The sequence below is a fragment of the Lysinibacillus sp. EB106-09-02-XG168 genome (assembly GCF_058791475.1).
The window spans coordinates 3,924,814-3,941,237 of the sequence record NZ_JBYTDN010000003.1 but is presented as its reverse complement, the minus strand read 5'-3'; the positions used below and the strand labels follow the sequence as shown (position 1 = coordinate 3,941,237).

The window sequence follows — 16,424 nt, the reverse complement described above, 5'->3', positions numbered from 1 at the left end:
CCAGGCTACTCGCTTTCTGTGGGCGAGCGTCGAGCCGCTTCCTTCGCTAAAGGAACGAAGGCTAAATGCGTCACGTCCTGTGACAATGCCTCCGTGACCAACATCATGTTGGCCTCAGGGTCTCGACTGTCTCGCTTTCCCACGGGAGTCGAGTAGCCTTTCACTCCAATCAACAATACCGAAGAACTTTAATAAATTTTATGTAAGTCAAAAGAGGGCTCTATGACTACTCATCATAATCAATCAGAATAGTGAAGGCGATTGTACATCTGTTCCTGTCACTTCGCTTTCGCGCAGGATACATTTGTTGCTATCGTTACGTTGGCACTCCACTTTCGTACAGAAAAATCCTTTTGCTAAAGTTTGATTTTATTACTCTAAATTAGAGAAACATGTAATACACGCTATATGAATAGGTTGATTGGAGTGGAGGCTGGGCGACTCCTTGGGAATCAGTGTCACAGATGAGACCCTGCAGCGCAGCGAAGCGGCTCATCGGACGCCCCCAGGAAAGCGTCCAGCCGGAACGGAAATCATCCATACACTTTAATACGATGAGTTTCTTTGGTTCGAAACGGTTATGATGGTATACTACAGAAAATGAGGGATACACTGAAAATGTAGTTCCTAAAATGATAGTAGAGGAGCCTTTAAATGACGATTCAATTTATTCAATATCCGAAATGTACTACTTGTAAAAAAGCACAAAAATGGCTAAATGACAATGGAGTTTCATATGAAGATGTACACATTGTCGAACAACCGCCAACAAAGGACGAACTATTAAACTTATGGCAAGTAAGTGGACTACCTTTAAAGAAATTTTTTAATACTTCTGGTATGAAATATCGCGAGCTTGGCTTGAAAGATAAGCTTGCTGAAATGACTGAAGAGGAGCAACTTGAACTGCTTGCTTCAGATGGTATGTTAATTAAACGTCCAATTGTAACTGATGGAAAAAAAGTTACGTTAGGGTTTAAAGAATCAGATTTTGAGCAAGCTTGGAAATAACGCTTTTAAATTGTTTTATGTAACGAAAGCGAAGCGTCAAATCAGAAGTCTTCACCTCTATAGGTGTTGAGATGAACAAGGCATAATTGATTCTTGTTTTTATGGAAGAAGTATGGCACACTGAAAGTGAATATATTACATATTTATGGAGGGGTTTTTGCATGAACACACCTAAAGACTTACGTTACTCTGAAGAGCACGAATGGGTTAAAGTAGAAGATGGAAAAGTACGTATCGGTATTTCTCATTTCGCACAATCTGAACTTGGAGATATCGTTTTCGTTGAACTTCCACAAGTTGGCGACGAAATCAAAACAGATGATCCATTTGGTAGCGTAGAATCTGTAAAAACAGTTTCTGAATTATATGCACCAATCTCAGGTACAGTAGTTGAAGTAAATGCAGATTTAGAAGATAGCCCAGAATTCGTTAATGAATCACCATATGAAAAAGCATGGATGATCGTTGTAGAGCCTGCTGATGCATCAGAAGTTGAAAAGCTTATGACAGCTGAGCAATACGATGAAATGATTGCAGAATAAGACAAGCTTATAAGACAAGCCTGTAATAGAAAAACGTCGGAAACTACCGACGTTTTTTATTATCTTCATCCATTCTGCCATCATAGTGGATGAGGGTGAATGAAAGTATATTCCCTTAACAATAAGTGTCTAACAGTATCAATGACAAGATTTATTGATATAATAATGATAAGGGATATGTCTAAACGGGGGTGGCGTTATGTTCGAGGGGAAATGCTTAATTGTCGAAGGCCGTTCGGATAAGCTTCAAATTGAACCTATTTTAAATGAACATGTTAAAATACTTTGCACGAATGGTACAATTGGTGTGCATCAATTAGAAGAGTTACTTGATCCATATGAAGGCTGTGAGCTTTATACATTTTTTGATGCAGATACATCGGGTGATAAGCTACGAGCATTAATGGACAGACATTATCCAGAGGCTGAGCATTTACGTACAATGCCAACATATAAGGAAGTAGAGACAACTCCGAGAAAGGTGTTAGCGGCGATCTTGCTTCGTGCACATTTCTCAATCCATAATGAATATATTTTGTAAGGTTGCGTGAAAAAAGATGGAAGAATGGTCAAAAGAGCAGTGGGACGTGGCTATCCAGTCTGGTGAAAAGGCTGCTTTTTATTTATATACACCAATGTGTGGAACGTGTGTAGTTGCATCGAAAATGATGTCGGTTGTTGAGCAATTGCTGCCACAGCTACAGGTTGGTAAAGCGAATATTAATTTTATTGAGCAAATCGCTTATCATAATAAAATCGAAAGTGTACCGTGTTTACTTGTATGTGAAGGCGGAAAAGTGACGGAAAAGGTTTATGCCTTTCAATCCGTACCGTATTTATACGAATTGTTAAAAAAATAAATTGACGGAACTTTACTCACGTGGTAAAGTACGAATATACTAAAAAATATAAATATATCGAACTCTTATAAAGAGCGGCGGAGGGAAGTGCCCTATGAAGCCCGGCAACCATCACAAAGTGAAAAGGTGCCAAATCACCCAAAGATTTTATCTTTGAAAGATGAGAGAACGGTTCAGCGTATAAGTTACGTGACCCCTTCTACTTGTCTATAGTTGAAGGGGTTTTTTTACTTCTTTCAGCGGATGTCCGAACACCCGCTGAAATAGAGGAGCTCAGTCTAAGAACGCCACATCCTGTGGCAACGACTGAGTGACCAACGTCATGTTGTTGCTGACGCTTCGCTTTCGCACAGTAAACATTTGTTGGCCTAAAGCCTACGGCGGATGTCATGGAATCGAAAAGGATTTCTTAGGGGATGTTAGCCTAAAACCATCGCATCCATGGGTAACAGCTAACTGACCTGTATCGGTAAAAACGCCACGTCCTGTGGCATTACCGAAATGACCGACATCGTGTCGGCCCCCGTGTTGCTGCCGCTGCGTTAGCACTACGCTTTCGCACAAAAAACATCTGCAGGCCTAAGCACAAAGCCGATTCCAGACACAATTATGCCGTGGCACAATTGATATAAGAAAAGGAGAATTCGCTATGATTCAGCTTCAAAATATTACGAAGAAATACAAAACCTCGAATGGCGAATTAACAGCAGTTAAAGACGTCAACCTTTCTATTGAAAAAGGTGAAATTTATGGCATTATCGGCTATAGTGGCGCTGGTAAAAGTACAATGATTCGCTTGTTAAACGGTTTAGAAAAGCCTACATCAGGAACGGTAACGGTTAACAATCAGGAATTTTCATCCATAAAGGGGCAAAAGCTTAGAAATGCTAGACAAAAGGTCAGTATGATTTTCCAACATTTCAATTTACTTTGGTCTCGAACTGTTGCTGAAAACATTGCTTTCCCACTAGAAATCGCAGGTGTTCCAAAGGCAAAACGTGAGGCACGTGTGAAAGAATTGATCACACTAGTTGGTTTAGACGGACGTGCTAAAGCGTATCCATCACAACTATCAGGGGGACAAAAGCAACGTGTAGGCATTGCTCGTGCACTTGCTAATAATCCAGAAGTATTGTTATGTGATGAGGCAACATCCGCACTCGATCCGGAGACAACAGATGCTATCCTAGATTTACTGGTCGATATTAATGAACGACTAGGTTTAACAATCGTATTAATTACACATGAAATGCACGTAATTCGTAAAATTTGCCACCGTGTAGCGGTTATGGAAGCTGGAGAAATTGTAGAACGTGGTGAAGTATTACAAGTATTCCAAGCGCCACAAGCTGACATTACAAAAAAATTCGTTTCTCAAATTACAAATACGAAGGAAACACAGGAAACTGTGGCACAAATTAAAGCAAATTACCCTAATGGACAACTTGTAAAGCTAATCTTTGTAGGAGAAAAAACAGAGCAGCCTGTCATCTCACATCTTGTGAAAAAGTGTGATGTAGAAGTAAGTATAGTGCATGGTAATATTTCGCAAACGAAAAATGGCGCGTACGGTACACTTATTGTACAAATTGAAGGCACAGAGTCGAATGTTGCAGCTGCACTTAGCTACTTGCATACAGTCGAAGTACAAACGGAGGTGATTGCCAATGCTAACTAGTCTCTTTCCGAATGTTGACTGGGAAAAAATGTGGGAAGCTACGTATGAAACGTTGTACATGACAACAATCTCTACAGTGATCACATTTATACTTGGATTAGTAATTGGGATCTTATTGTTTTTATCAAGTCCAAACCAACTATGGGCCAATAAACTGGTGAACTTTTTAACAGGCTCAATCGTTAATATTTTCCGTTCGATTCCATTTATCGTTTTGATTATTTTATTAATTCCGTTTACAAAATTTTTACTCGGCACAATTCGTGGCGCAGATGCGGCTTTACCGGCACTAATTATCGGAGCTGCACCATTTTATGCGCGTATGGTATTAATTTCATTACGTGAAATCGATAAAGGCGTTATTGAAGCGGCTCGTTCAATGGGTGCTAAAACGTCAACGATTATTTGGAAAGTATTAATTCCCGAATCGTTACCGGCGCTTATTTCTGGTCTTACTGTAACGGCTGTAGCACTTGTGGGCTATACTGCGATGGCAGGTATTATCGGTGCAGGTGGTCTAGGGAACTTAGCATTCTTAGATGGTTTCCAACGCAATCGCCAAGATGTAACTTTAATGGCGACTATATTAATCTTAATAGTAGTATTTATTATTCAATGGATTGGCGACTTAATTACAGCCAAAACAGATAAACGCTAAAAAGGCGCTAATGACAAAAAAGCGTATCTCGCTACGAACATCAAAAAGGTTCTTTCGGTTTTATACCGCTAACATATTTTAAATTAGTTAAAAGGGAGTGCAATAAAATGAAGAAATTATTAGCAGGATTATTTTTATCAGTATTAGTATTAGCCTTAGCTGCTTGTGGTGCTGGTAAAAAAGATGATACTAAAAACACATCATCTGGTGAAAAATCAGACAGTAATGAAAATGTAACATTAACAATAGGTGCTTCTAATACGCCTCATGCGGTTATTTTAGAAAAAGCAAAACCAGCTTTAGCTAAAGAAGGTATCGATCTTGAAATAGAAACTTATCAAGATTATGTATTACCAAACCAACATTTAGAATCAGGTGAACTTGATGCAAACTATTTCCAACACCTACCTTTCTTAGAGCTTAGCATGAAAGAAAATGGCTATGACTTTGAAAATGCTGGTGCCATTCACATTGAACCAATCGGAATTTACTCTAAAAAATATAAATCTCTTGAGGATCTACCAAAAGGTGCAACAATTTTACTTTCTAGCTCAGTTTCAGACCACGGTCGTATGCTTTCATTGTTAGAAGCTAAGGGCTTAATTAAATTAAAAGATGGTGTTGATAAAACAGCAGCAGAAATAAAAGATATCGCAGAAAACCCTAAAAACTTCAAATTTGATGCAAATACAGCTCCAGAAATGCTTGTACAAATGTATGAAAATAATGAAGGCGATGCAGTTTTAATTAACTCGAACTTTGCAATCGATAACGGCATTAATCCATTGAAAGATGCGATTTCTCTTGAAGATAAAGAATCTCCTTATGTAAATATTGTAGCTGTACGTGCTGGTGATGAAACAAAACCAGAAATTAAAAAATTGATAGAAGTATTAAAATCTAAAGAAATCCAAGACTTCATTATTGAAGAATGGAAAGGTTCAGTTGTACCAGTTAAATAATTGTTAAAAAGGGTATGTAAGTATAAAACTTACATACCCTTTTTTCTTATTATAATATGGCATTCTTTTGTCAGAAAAATATAACTTTTTGTCCAAAGAGGTATTATTCTGTAGTTTATAGCAAAAATATAATATTATTTTAAAAGTAATTGATTTACCAAAAATTTTATATAGAAATTGCTTAGTCATATTTATTACTATAGTTGTTGTGTTTATAAATCAAAAGAATGATAGAAAAATAATGAAGAAGTATAAAATGCTTCTTCCATCAACTGGAGTGAACACAAATGAATCAATTAATCGTTGCGGAAGATATCATGCAGGAGCATGAGGTGAAGGGTTATTTTGAAATTTTGCGTGAGAGTGTTATTCGTTCACGTTTAACAATGACTGCAGTCTTTTTTAAAGTAGCGAATTTCCCACAAGGAACTGATATAGAACTTAATCAAGTGAATCATCAAATTTCTGCTTTTCTAAAATCTAAAATACGAAAAACAGATTTACTTTTCCAACTAGCAGATGGTATGCATTGGGGAATCTTTTTTCTGCAAAGTAGTGAAGTAGAGGTAAAAGCTTTTTTAAAACGGATTTTCGCAATTCTAACGCAAGAAAGGGAATATCAAAAAATAGCGTTAAAAGCTTCCATTACTGAAATAAGAAATAATAATGTTGATTTTGACACATTGTTAGAGAAAAATAAGCACAAACTAGCTGATGAAGAACAGCCGACTTGCTCAGTAGAACAGGTTACAGATTATCGTGTACAACCAAGGGAGCAAGTAAAGGTTAGCATTATTGAACAAAATGAAATCTTTAGAAAAGTGCTAGAAACGACTCTCGAAAATTTAGACATTCCTCATTATACGTTTGACGTGTCGACCTATGAAGATGGCTATGATTTTTTACAGTCCGATCACTATAAATCTGGCCATATGCATTTAGTTGTGATGAACGATATTTTACCACGTAAAAATGGCTTAGAAATTTTGCACATTTTGCGAGAAATGCCGAATGAGAAAAAGTTCATCATTTATATGATGTCAGAACGAAACTCAGAGGGTGCAACACTGAATGCTTATGAAGGTGGCGTCGATGAATATATCGTCAAACCATTTAATTTACGTTTGTTAGAAGCGAAAATTAAAAAGACTTTTGCGAGGTTTTGGCTATGATCAAGCTGTCGATTCCTTTTCTTTTAACGGTCAGCGGTGTTTTATTAATAGTTCTATTTTTATTTACGATCTATATACTTGTTCAGCGCAAGCGGGAGATTCGTTTTGCAGAAGTGCGTGATACTTTTTTACAAAACTCTTCACAGCAATGGTACAACTATTTAATCAATGATGAAATTTTCTCTATAGTGCTTGTACCTAGAGGGAGAGCGCAAGTAGCAGCTATAGAAATAATCTTTTCATCTTATTTGAAAAATATAAGCAATGAAAAAGTTCAACACAAAATAAAAGAGTTTTCTAATCTCTATTTAAAAAAGTTTTATGAAAAGGATTTGTCCAGTAAACGATGGAGCATTAGAATGAATGCTTTATATCATATTGCTGATTTACAGATAGAGGACTTATTAGAGACATGTCTTCAATTCGAAAAAACCAAAATTTCGGAGGAGGAATATTTTCAACTGTTAAAAATTTACTCTATCTTCCAACCAAAATTGTTTATCGAAAAAATTAAAGAATCGAACATTCATTATTCTGAAAGCGAGTATAGAAGAGTATTTGTTTTGTTAGAGGATGACGTATTTATTCGATTATTTGAAGACTTTAATAGTTGGACAACAAATATCCAATTTGCTGCAATTGATACTGCAGCTGTCAAAAGAAATATGCAATACATTGATCAGTTAAAACAACTATTAACGCATGAAGTTCCAGAAATACAAATCAGAGCATTAAAAGGTCTTTATGAAATTGGTGTAATTGATGAAATCGATCCTTATGTCTCATTTGTGACATCAGATATGTGGGAAATAAGATTAATGGTTGCGAAAATATTTAAGCATGTACCACTAAACTATAGCTATGCTTATTTAGAACAGCTTCTTCAAGATGAAAATTGGTGGGTTCGCTCACAGGCTGCTAAAACAATTGCAGAAAATAGAGATGGAATTGCAAAATTACAGCAATTTATGGAGTCCTCAAATGACCCATATGCAATTGACATGGCTCGTGAAACAATCGTTAGAAAGCGAGGGAACAAATGAAAGTATTTTTAGATTTTTGTATGTGGTTCTTTGGTGGATTTATTCTATTTTATATGTTGTTTGTTATTGTTTCGTATTGCGCCATGTTTGTTATTGCCATGCTAGTTATGCGAAAACGCTATAAATTAGACCCCTCAGAGTATGATGATGCGCATACAGATGCCTTTTACTCAAAACCAGTATCCTTATTAGTCCCTGCTTACAATGAAGAGATTGGCGTTGTAGACACAGTCTATTCATTGTTGAATTTACGATATCCACAAACTGAAATTATCATTATTAACGACGGGTCAACTGACTCTACACTACAAACCGTAATCGAGCATCTCCGAATGAAGCCCGTTGATAAAATTGTTCGTACACATATCCCTACAAAACAAGTTAAACAAATTTATGAATCTGAAATCTATAAAAATTGTATTTTAGTAGATAAAGAAAATGGTGGTAAGGCAGATGCATTAAATGTTGGTATTAATGTATCTCAATATCCATATTTCTGCTCTATTGATGGTGATTCAATCTTAGATGAAAAATCATTGCTTCGTGTGATGAAGCCGATTGTTTTATCTGATGGTGAAGTGATTGCGGCAGGAGGAAATATCCGAATTGCCAATGGCGCAAAAATGCAGCTTGGTTCCGTTACTGAAACACACTTATCAAATAATTACTTAGTGATCATGCAAATAATAGAATATGCGCGGGCCTTTTTAATGGGGCGAATAGCTTTAAGTAAATACAATCTTGTGCTTATTATTTCGGGAGCATTTAGTGTGTTTTCGAAGGAATGGGCTGTGCAAGCGGGCGGTTATTCAACGAATATTATTGGAGAAGACATGGAGCTTGTCGTGAATATTCACCGTTTGATAAGAAAGAAAAAAGAAAAGAAACGTATAGAATTTGTTCCAGATCCTGTGTGCTGGACTGAAGCACCTCAGTCATTAGGGGTTTTGCGAAACCAGCGTAGACGTTGGCATCAAGGATTATTTGAAAGCCTATGGAAGCATAAGACGATGACGTTGAATCCTAAATATGGCTTAATAGGCTTGCTTTCATTTCCATACTTTTGGCTAGTAGAATGCCTAGGTCCACTAGTTGAGCTAGGTGGTTACATTTATATCGTAGTGGCATTTTTCTTAGGGAAAATCTATTATGAAATAGCCATAATCCTGTTACTGCTTTTCGTTATTTATGGGGTGATTTTTTCAATAGCTTCTATATTATTCGAAGCATGGATTTTGAATACTTATCCGAAACCGAGAGAGCTACTACGCATGATACTTTTAGCTTTTACTGAAATTTTCTGGTATCGACCACTCACTCTTTTTTGGCGCTGTGAGGGATTGATCCGGTTTGTACTAAGAAGAAGCGATTGGGGTAATATGAAGCGTGTCGGCATTGGTGAAAAGGAGAAAAATGTATGAAGCGTATATATATAGGGATTATAGTCGTTCTAATTCTCATTATTACACCTATAGCATGGTGGTATTTCAGCGATGAAAAATCGCTCAACGTTGCGATTCTAGATAAAACGGTTCCGAACGAAACTTATCGAGAGCATTTAGGTGTGAACTGGTTTTTAAACCATTATAAATACACAATCGATGAGCATTCGTATGATGTACAAAAAAATTACTATGGTACGCTTCCAAATGATAAAACGAAGAACGTGTCAGAAAAAAAGTTTCCGACTGACTATAGTAATTATGATGTTATTTATTTGGCTGATACGTACGGGGTTTATAAGGATGATTTAAATGAAAAAAAACGCTTAGGTAAACGATCAGAAAAAATTGTAGGCGGCTTGGAAATGGGTGAATGGCAGTCTATAGTAGATCGTTTAGCAACAAATAAGAAAAGTATGTTAATTGCTGAATACAATACATTTGCATCACCGACGTCAGCAGAAGTTAGAAAAGAGTTACAAGATTATTTAGGAATTTCATGGTCTGGATGGATTGGGCGATATTTTGATGAGCTTGATTATCATAAAAATACAGAAATTCCACAATGGGTCATAGATGAACAAGGCGATAATTGGCCATACAAAGGCGGAGGCTTTCTTCTATTTAATGAAATTACAGAAAAGCTCATTGTGCTAGAGTTGGACAAGCATGTAAACACAGAAGGTATTCAGGTGCAATTTACTGAAGAAGGGAAAAAGTTCTTCAACACCTCTGCTCGTGCAGAATATGGCTATTGGTTTGATATTATCACACCTAAATATGCAGAGGATGCTCTCGCTAATTATGAATGGGACTTAACAAAAGAAGGGGAAAAACTTTTAGAGGACAACGATATTCCACAGCAATTTGCGGCAATCGTTTCACAGGATAAACGCTACACGACAAGCTATTATTTTGCTGGAGACTTTAACGATATGTCCCGTGTGCCAACCCTTTACAAAATAAAAGGATTACCGACCATTTATAAATATGCGGAGAAGTATGCAGATAGTTCGTTTTATTGGTCAATCTATATACCAGTCATGCATAAAATTTTTGAAACGTTTGAGCAAAAAGAAGTTCAAGAAAACGTTAATCATGGCAAATTAAATTATAACGCACGTATTAAGGGCGAATCATTTGAAGTTTTACGAGATGGAAAATGGGAGCCGATAGTCTTTAAGGGCGTTAATATCGGTATGGGTAAACCAGGAGCATTTCCTGGCGAGGCTGCTATTACGGAAGAAGAGTACTATCGATGGTTCCGACAAATTGCTGAGATGAATGCCAATACGATTCGAGTATATACATTACACCCGCCAGGTTTTTATCGGGCACTTGCAAAATACAATGAAGAAAATCCAGATAAACCACTGTATGTATTGCATGGTGTATGGATTAGCGAAGAAGGTTTGGTTGATTCATTAGATGCCTATGATGAAGCTACTTTAAAGGATTTTCAACTTGAAATGAAACGAATGGTGGACGTTATCCACGGTAATACTTATGTGAAGCCAGTAGCAGGACATGCCTCAGGATTATATGATGTGGACGTTTCAAAATATATAATAGGCTGGGTGCTAGGAATCGAATGGTATCCGCGTATGGTTGTTGGTACGAACGAGAAACACGCTAATATAGGCGAATACAATGGGACGTATTTTGAAACGAAAAATGCTGCACCATTTGAACATTGGTTAGCCGAGCAAATGGATCTTATTACTGTTTACGAAAAGGATAAATATAATTGGATCCGTCCAATGAGTTTCACAAACTGGGTAACAACCGACTTATTAGACCATCCATCTGAGCCTTCTGAGGATGAGGATTTGGTAGGCGTAAATCCAAATGTCATCTATACGAAAGGTGAGATGCAGGCACCGGGTCAATTTGCTTCCTATCATGTGTATCCTTATTACCCTGACTTCTTTAACTACGATCAAAAATATTTAAATTATAAAGATTTCCGGGGCAATAAAAATAGTTATGCAGGATATTTAAAAGAACTACATGAAGCACATAATATGCCTGTTCTTGTCGCGGAATTTGGAATACCTGCAGCTCGTGGTATGACACATGAAAATGTTTATGGCTGGAATCAGGGCCATATGTCCGAACAACAACAAGGTGAAACGCTACAACATTTATATGAAGATATTATGCATGAAGGCTTGCTCGGAGGCCTAGTCTTTACATGGCAGGACGAGTGGTTTAAGCGGACGTGGAATACGATGGATTATGATGATCCAAACCGTCGACCGTTTTGGTCTAATGCACAAACAAATGAACAGCAATTTGGCGTACTAAGCTTTGATCGATTTAAAGTAAAAGTAGACGGCGATACTAAGGAATGGAAAGGTACACAAATGTACAATACCTCACCTTCTGACTCAACAGATTTTGCTGTCGATTATGATGAAAGATACTTGTATCTCAAATTAAAAAGTGATGTTTTAGAACAAGCATCACCTCGTATTTTACTTGATGTAGTACCAAATCAAGGGAATACTTCAGCTACATCAATAAAAGATATGACGTTTTCAAATGGCGTAGATTTTATTGTGGAATTAAATAAAAGTGGAGACTCTCGAGTGGTCATAGATGAATACTATGATTTCTATGATTATTTTTACGGTCATAATATAAATCTGATTCCACCTCGTATGGCAGTTCCGACAAAAAATAGTGGTAAGTTTGCACCGATTTATTATGTGTTAAATAAAGAGTTGTACTTACCAGAGCAAAATATTACTACTGATTTCAGTCATTATGAAACAGGGAAGCTGCTTCAAGGGAATGCCAATCCAAAATCAAAAGATTATAATTCGTTAGTAGACTATACATGGACGGATGATCATGTGATTGAGCTACGAATTCCTTGGCTACTGATCCAAACTAGAGATCCAAGCCAACGTGAGTTTATGGGAGATCTATATAAAGATGGAGAGACAGCTTCTACTAAGGTAGATAATATTTATATTGGTGCGGTCTTTGTAGATAAAGAGGGCAAAGTTGTAAAATCTTTACCAGAGACAAATGACCAAGTCTTACCGAAACTCTCAGCTTATACTTGGGAACCATGGCAAACGCCTAAGTTTGAAGAGCGTTTAAAACAATCATATTATATTTTACAAAAATTATTTAAAGCGTATTAAGTAGAAGCTTAGGATAGGTGAGTATTTACCTATTCTAAGTTTTTATTGTTCGGTAGAAAATAAAGAAAAGTTTTGCAATTCCGTCTATTCTTCGAACTGTATATTCTTACGATTGTTTATGTTAAATTACTACTAATACATTCGAGAAAGACAGTTGTTTTTTTAAGGAGGACATTATAGTGAAGTTAAAATTTGGTCTATTGGCAAAAATTATTGTCGCTATCTTTTTAGCGGTAATATTTGGAGGTTTTATGCCGGAGTCATTTGTACGTATATTTGCAACATTTAATGGCTTATTCGGTAATTTCTTAAATTTCGTTGTACCACTTATTATTATTGCATTTATTGCTCCGGGCATTGCTCAGCTTGGGAAAGGCTCAGGAAAATTATTAGGTTTGGCAACATTCTTTGCCTATTTCTCAACAATCATTGCAGGCATATTCGCCTTTTTAGTAGCGCGAAATGTGTTGCCCAACTTCATATCAAATGGTGCTATGGAAAGTATGAAAAACCCAGAGGAATTTTTAGCACAGGCATTCTTTAAAGTTGAAATGCCCCCATTAATGGGCGTGATGTCAGCATTAATTTTTGCATTTATCGTAGGGATTGGTATGACTGCCATCAAAGGCGATGTGATGAAACGTGGTTTTGAAGAGTTTAACGTAATCATTGAAAAGTTAATTTCATTTGTTATTATTCCACTTTTACCATTCCATATTTTTGGGATCTTCTTGAACATGACATATGGAGGTCAAGTAGCAAAAATATTATCAGTCTTCGCAATTGTCTTCGGACTAATAATTGCGATGCATTGGGTAATATTGCTAGTGCAATACACTACTGCGGGAACTTTAAATAAGAAAAATCCGCTTAAGTTACTTCGAACAATGCTACCTGCGTATTTTACAGCATTAGGCACACAATCTTCAGCTGCAGCTATTCCGGTTACATTGCGACAATCACAAAAAACAGGGGCTTCAGAAAAAGTAACGAATTTTACAATCCCACTGTTTGCAACTATTCATTTATCAGGTAGTACGATTACAATCGTAACTTGTTCTTTAGGTGTTATGATGATGAACGGTATGGATATAGGCTTTGCGCAATATATCGGCTTTATATTTATGCTAGGTATTACAATGGTTGCTGCACCCGGTGTCCCAGGAGGAGGAGTCATGGCGGCAATAGGTTTACTGCAAACAATGCTCGGCTTCGATGAAACAATGGTTGCACTAATGATCGCACTGTACATAGCACAAGATAGCTTTGGTACAGCTACAAATGTAACGGGAGATGGAGCATTATCTATGATTGTCGATCGTTTCAACAAAGAGACTAATTAATAAAAACTGAGTGGCGAAAAGAACCGCTAAAGCGACAGAAAGAACCCCGGACTGACAGTTAGAATTCACAAAGTCGTGGATAGATTGATAGAATTGCTTAAGTGACGAAAAGAATCAACTAACCTTCGCCATTTAGGAACTTTTCATAAGGAAATATTTACGAATAAGCAATATGATCTCATTTGTGGTCATATTGCTTTTTTGATGCGCCCGGCATGCGTCTATAGAAAAATACTGATAGATTGATCAGTCTTTAAGAATAAATTCCTATTCTATGAGGAGCATAAATAAGAAGACACATATCCTTCTTTTTGTTTATTTCTATTTGTAGAGATTTTCGATATGGTATAACTAATTTGAACGAATGGGGCTGTGTGAAATTATTAATAGTCGAAAGTTTAAGTTTTTAATCATATGTATATTAGTTATGTCACTAAATAGTGCAACTATAAAGGCAGATAGTATTACAGAAGATGAACGTTCTACATGGATTTGGAATACGTGGATGCTTGTAGATAACGAAACCAACGTATTACAATTTTTGCAAAGTAAACGAATAAACAAAGTTTATTTACAAGTTGATTATGATATATCTAGAAGTGTGTATCAAAGCTTTATAGAAAAGGCCTCAGCAAAAAACATCCAAATATACGCACTTGCTGGGGAAGTCAATTGGATTACAGAGAATGGCGTTGAGTATCAAAACCAACTTATGAATTGGCTAGAGCTTTTTCAACGTGAAGCGACAGAGTCACAACGTTTTTTAGGAATACATTTAGATATTGAGCCATATGATACAAATATTTGGTCTACAAAACGAACAGCTGCGATTCAAACCTACCAACAGTTAGTTATTCATGCGAAAAAGAAAGCACAGTCATTAAAATTACCACTAGAATTAGATATACCTTTTTGGTATGACGAAATCTCATATGAGACTAAATATGGTAAAGGTATTTTATCTGAGTGGGTAATTAACTATTCAGATGGTGTGACTATAATGGCTTACCGAGATAATTCAAAGGACATTATACAAATCGTAAAAAATGAAATTGAATATGCTAACCGAATGGATAAAAAAGTTGTTGTAGGTGTTGAAACTTTGAAGTCAGAAGAGGGTAACTTAGTTAGCTTCTCAGAAGAAGGAGAAGCTTATATGGACCGACAATTGAACAAAGTTCAAAAACATTTTTCAAAAAAAAGAGCTTCAAAGGCACTGCGATCCACCATCTTGAAAGTTGGATGGAAATGCGACCATAAATTTGCCGAATTCCATTAACCAGGATAAAAGTGTCTTGTAATGGCGAGGGAATCTACCTTCATTTGTAAAGAATTTAATAATAGAAGAGAATCTGCAAAGTTTCCTTGGCTCATTTGAGGAAAGCGGCAGATTTTTTTATCCGAATGTAATTTCTCGAATCTTTCATTTGTTTAGAATTTGTTCAGTTTGAACTGTTATATTCTTATAAGCGGTTTCTCTTATGAATTAGAGGTTTAAAAAATCGTCAATTTTTTGTGGAATATGTTCCTTTTGATATAAACAGTAAAGGAATCAGTGTGCAGACTAAATATAGAAGGAAATTAGATGAAATAAAACTTATTACTTAGGATAGTTCCACAGTGCAATAAAAAATCATATAGAAAACATGTAAGAGGAGCGTAGTAATGAACACTTTATCTAAAACGGTACAAAAAGTAAATATTTTGAAGGTTATTAATATTATACCTCTTTTTGATGTGTTAAAGGCAAATATTATTCGGTCACATATGGAATTGACAGTTATATTTTTAAAGGCAACTGTATCTGATTCCTATCAAAATAACTTGATTGAAGCTGTAGAAGAACAAATTGCTCATTTTCTTGTATCCAAGGTTCGGAATACCGATATGCTTTTTAGGTTAGAGGGAAGTTTACGATGGGGAATTTTGTTGCCACAAAATGGTGAGGAAGAAGGGAAAGCATTTTTAAATCGAATTTTTCAACTTGTAAAAAATGAGAACTTCCCTTCAGATTCAGCTTTTACATTACAGGGAATTATTGTAGAGGTTAAAAATGATCAAGTAATGTTTGACGATTTAATAGCTAAACAGTTTGAAGTTCTTAGTCAACTATCAGAACCTTGGGAAATTGAAGTAGTGACGAGTTATAATTCGCAACCAATTGAAAGAGTGAAAGTAAGTATTTTAGAGGAAAACGTTATTTTTGGTGAAGTATTAGAATTAACAGTTCAGAAAATGATAGTAGATCACTTTCAATTAGAAACAAAAGTTTTTTCAGATGGACATGAATTTTTACAGTCAGATTGGTATTTATCTGGACATACGCATATCGTCATTATGAATGATATTTTGCCACGTGAAAATGGTCTTAATGTCTTGCACACATTAAGGAAAATGGCTAATCAAAAGAAATTTATTATTTATATGATGACCAATAGAAAGTCTCTGCGAGATATGATCTACGCATATGAAAGTGGCGTTGATCAGTATTTAATTAAGCCATTTGATTTAAATTTATTTCAAGCACAATTAAAGCGAACATTTGCGAGGTTATGATT

Annotated in this window: 14 protein-coding genes and 1 riboswitch; all 14 genes read left to right on the top strand. The window is 36.1% G+C overall.

Annotation, left to right across the window (positions count from 1 at the left end; translation table 11 throughout):
- Positions 1-654 precede the first annotated feature (654 nt).
- The 14 genes from AC3WSO_RS20040 (at position 655) to AC3WSO_RS19975 (ending at position 16,422) form a co-directional block, all read left to right on the top strand.
- Positions 655-1,011 carry an arsenate reductase family protein gene (locus AC3WSO_RS20040; RefSeq protein WP_492533186.1) on the top strand — a complete coding sequence of 119 codons (357 nt, stop codon included), beginning with the start codon at positions 655-657 and terminating at the stop codon, positions 1,009-1,011.
- 161 nt (positions 1,012-1,172) lie between these two features.
- Positions 1,173-1,553, top strand: coding sequence for a glycine cleavage system protein GcvH (gene gcvH, locus AC3WSO_RS20035; RefSeq protein WP_079561463.1), 381 nt, complete (start codon positions 1,173-1,175; stop codon positions 1,551-1,553).
- Positions 1,554-1,752: 199 nt separating this feature from the next.
- Positions 1,753-2,094 carry a toprim domain-containing protein gene (locus tag AC3WSO_RS20030; protein WP_079561464.1) on the top strand — a complete coding sequence of 114 codons (342 nt, stop codon included), beginning with the start codon at positions 1,753-1,755 and terminating at the stop codon, positions 2,092-2,094.
- A gap of 16 nt (positions 2,095-2,110) precedes the next feature.
- Positions 2,111-2,413, top strand: coding sequence for a thioredoxin family protein (locus tag AC3WSO_RS20025; RefSeq protein WP_492533184.1), 303 nt, complete (start codon positions 2,111-2,113; stop codon positions 2,411-2,413).
- 62 nt (positions 2,414-2,475) lie between these two features.
- A riboswitch (SAM riboswitch) is annotated at positions 2,476-2,580 on the top strand.
- A 482-nt stretch (positions 2,581-3,062) separates the two neighbouring features.
- Positions 3,063-4,091 carry a methionine ABC transporter ATP-binding protein gene (locus AC3WSO_RS20020; RefSeq protein WP_492533183.1) on the top strand — a complete coding sequence of 343 codons (1,029 nt, stop codon included), beginning with the start codon at positions 3,063-3,065 and terminating at the stop codon, positions 4,089-4,091.
- Positions 4,081-4,749: a methionine ABC transporter permease gene (locus AC3WSO_RS20015; protein WP_197143304.1), complete on the top strand. Its 669-nt coding sequence runs from the start codon at positions 4,081-4,083 to the stop codon at positions 4,747-4,749. Before AC3WSO_RS20020 ends, AC3WSO_RS20015 begins: the two co-directional genes overlap by 11 nt.
- Before the next feature lie 107 nt (positions 4,750-4,856).
- On the top strand, positions 4,857-5,711 hold the full coding sequence (locus AC3WSO_RS20010) for a MetQ/NlpA family ABC transporter substrate-binding protein (RefSeq protein WP_492533181.1): 855 nt from the start codon (positions 4,857-4,859) through the stop codon (positions 5,709-5,711).
- 287 nt (positions 5,712-5,998) lie between these two features.
- Positions 5,999-6,883: a response regulator gene (locus AC3WSO_RS20005; RefSeq protein ID WP_492533180.1), complete on the top strand. Its 885-nt coding sequence runs from the start codon at positions 5,999-6,001 to the stop codon at positions 6,881-6,883.
- Positions 6,880-7,926: a HEAT repeat domain-containing protein gene (locus tag AC3WSO_RS20000; protein ID WP_492533178.1), complete on the top strand. Its 1,047-nt coding sequence runs from the start codon at positions 6,880-6,882 to the stop codon at positions 7,924-7,926. Before AC3WSO_RS20005 ends, AC3WSO_RS20000 begins: the two co-directional genes overlap by 4 nt.
- Complete coding sequence (locus AC3WSO_RS19995) at positions 7,923-9,347, top strand: glycosyltransferase family 2 protein (protein ID WP_492533177.1); 1,425 nt, start codon at positions 7,923-7,925, stop codon at positions 9,345-9,347. The genes AC3WSO_RS20000 and AC3WSO_RS19995 overlap by 4 nt, the downstream gene beginning before the upstream one ends.
- Complete coding sequence (locus tag AC3WSO_RS19990) at positions 9,344-12,523, top strand: hypothetical protein (protein ID WP_492533176.1); 3,180 nt, start codon at positions 9,344-9,346, stop codon at positions 12,521-12,523. The genes AC3WSO_RS19995 and AC3WSO_RS19990 overlap by 4 nt, the downstream gene beginning before the upstream one ends.
- Before the next feature lie 179 nt (positions 12,524-12,702).
- Positions 12,703-13,866 carry a dicarboxylate/amino acid:cation symporter gene (locus AC3WSO_RS19985; RefSeq protein WP_492533174.1) on the top strand — a complete coding sequence of 388 codons (1,164 nt, stop codon included), beginning with the start codon at positions 12,703-12,705 and terminating at the stop codon, positions 13,864-13,866.
- Positions 13,867-14,293: 427 nt separating this feature from the next.
- Positions 14,294-15,145 carry an amidase gene (locus AC3WSO_RS19980; RefSeq protein WP_492533173.1) on the top strand — a complete coding sequence of 284 codons (852 nt, stop codon included), beginning with the start codon at positions 14,294-14,296 and terminating at the stop codon, positions 15,143-15,145.
- 386 nt (positions 15,146-15,531) lie between these two features.
- A complete protein-coding gene (locus AC3WSO_RS19975; RefSeq protein WP_492533171.1) occupies positions 15,532-16,422 on the top strand; it encodes a response regulator in 891 nt (296 codons plus the stop codon).
- Positions 16,423-16,424: the final 2 nt, after the last annotated feature.

What these genes read in the sequence shown, in the direction of transcription:
- gcvH (WP_079561463.1), top strand. Translation starts at nt 1,173, where the DNA reads ATGAACACACCTAAAGACTTACGTTACTCTGAAGAGCACGAATGGGTT.
- AC3WSO_RS20020 (WP_492533183.1), top strand. Translation starts at nt 3,063, where the DNA reads ATGATTCAGCTTCAAAATATTACGAAGAAATACAAAACCTCGAATGGC.
- AC3WSO_RS20040 (WP_492533186.1), top strand. Translation starts at nt 655, where the DNA reads ATGACGATTCAATTTATTCAATATCCGAAATGTACTACTTGTAAAAAA.
- AC3WSO_RS20030 (WP_079561464.1), top strand. Translation starts at nt 1,753, where the DNA reads ATGTTCGAGGGGAAATGCTTAATTGTCGAAGGCCGTTCGGATAAGCTT.
- AC3WSO_RS20010 (WP_492533181.1), top strand. Translation starts at nt 4,857, where the DNA reads ATGAAGAAATTATTAGCAGGATTATTTTTATCAGTATTAGTATTAGCC.
- AC3WSO_RS20000 (WP_492533178.1), top strand. Translation starts at nt 6,880, where the DNA reads ATGATCAAGCTGTCGATTCCTTTTCTTTTAACGGTCAGCGGTGTTTTA.
- AC3WSO_RS20025 (WP_492533184.1), top strand. Translation starts at nt 2,111, where the DNA reads ATGGAAGAATGGTCAAAAGAGCAGTGGGACGTGGCTATCCAGTCTGGT.
- AC3WSO_RS19990 (WP_492533176.1), top strand. Translation starts at nt 9,344, where the DNA reads ATGAAGCGTATATATATAGGGATTATAGTCGTTCTAATTCTCATTATT.
- AC3WSO_RS20005 (WP_492533180.1), top strand. Translation starts at nt 5,999, where the DNA reads ATGAATCAATTAATCGTTGCGGAAGATATCATGCAGGAGCATGAGGTG.
- AC3WSO_RS19980 (WP_492533173.1), top strand. Translation starts at nt 14,294, where the DNA reads ATGTCACTAAATAGTGCAACTATAAAGGCAGATAGTATTACAGAAGAT.
- AC3WSO_RS20015 (WP_197143304.1), top strand. Translation starts at nt 4,081, where the DNA reads ATGCTAACTAGTCTCTTTCCGAATGTTGACTGGGAAAAAATGTGGGAA.
- AC3WSO_RS19975 (WP_492533171.1), top strand. Translation starts at nt 15,532, where the DNA reads ATGAACACTTTATCTAAAACGGTACAAAAAGTAAATATTTTGAAGGTT.
- AC3WSO_RS19995 (WP_492533177.1), top strand. Translation starts at nt 7,923, where the DNA reads ATGAAAGTATTTTTAGATTTTTGTATGTGGTTCTTTGGTGGATTTATT.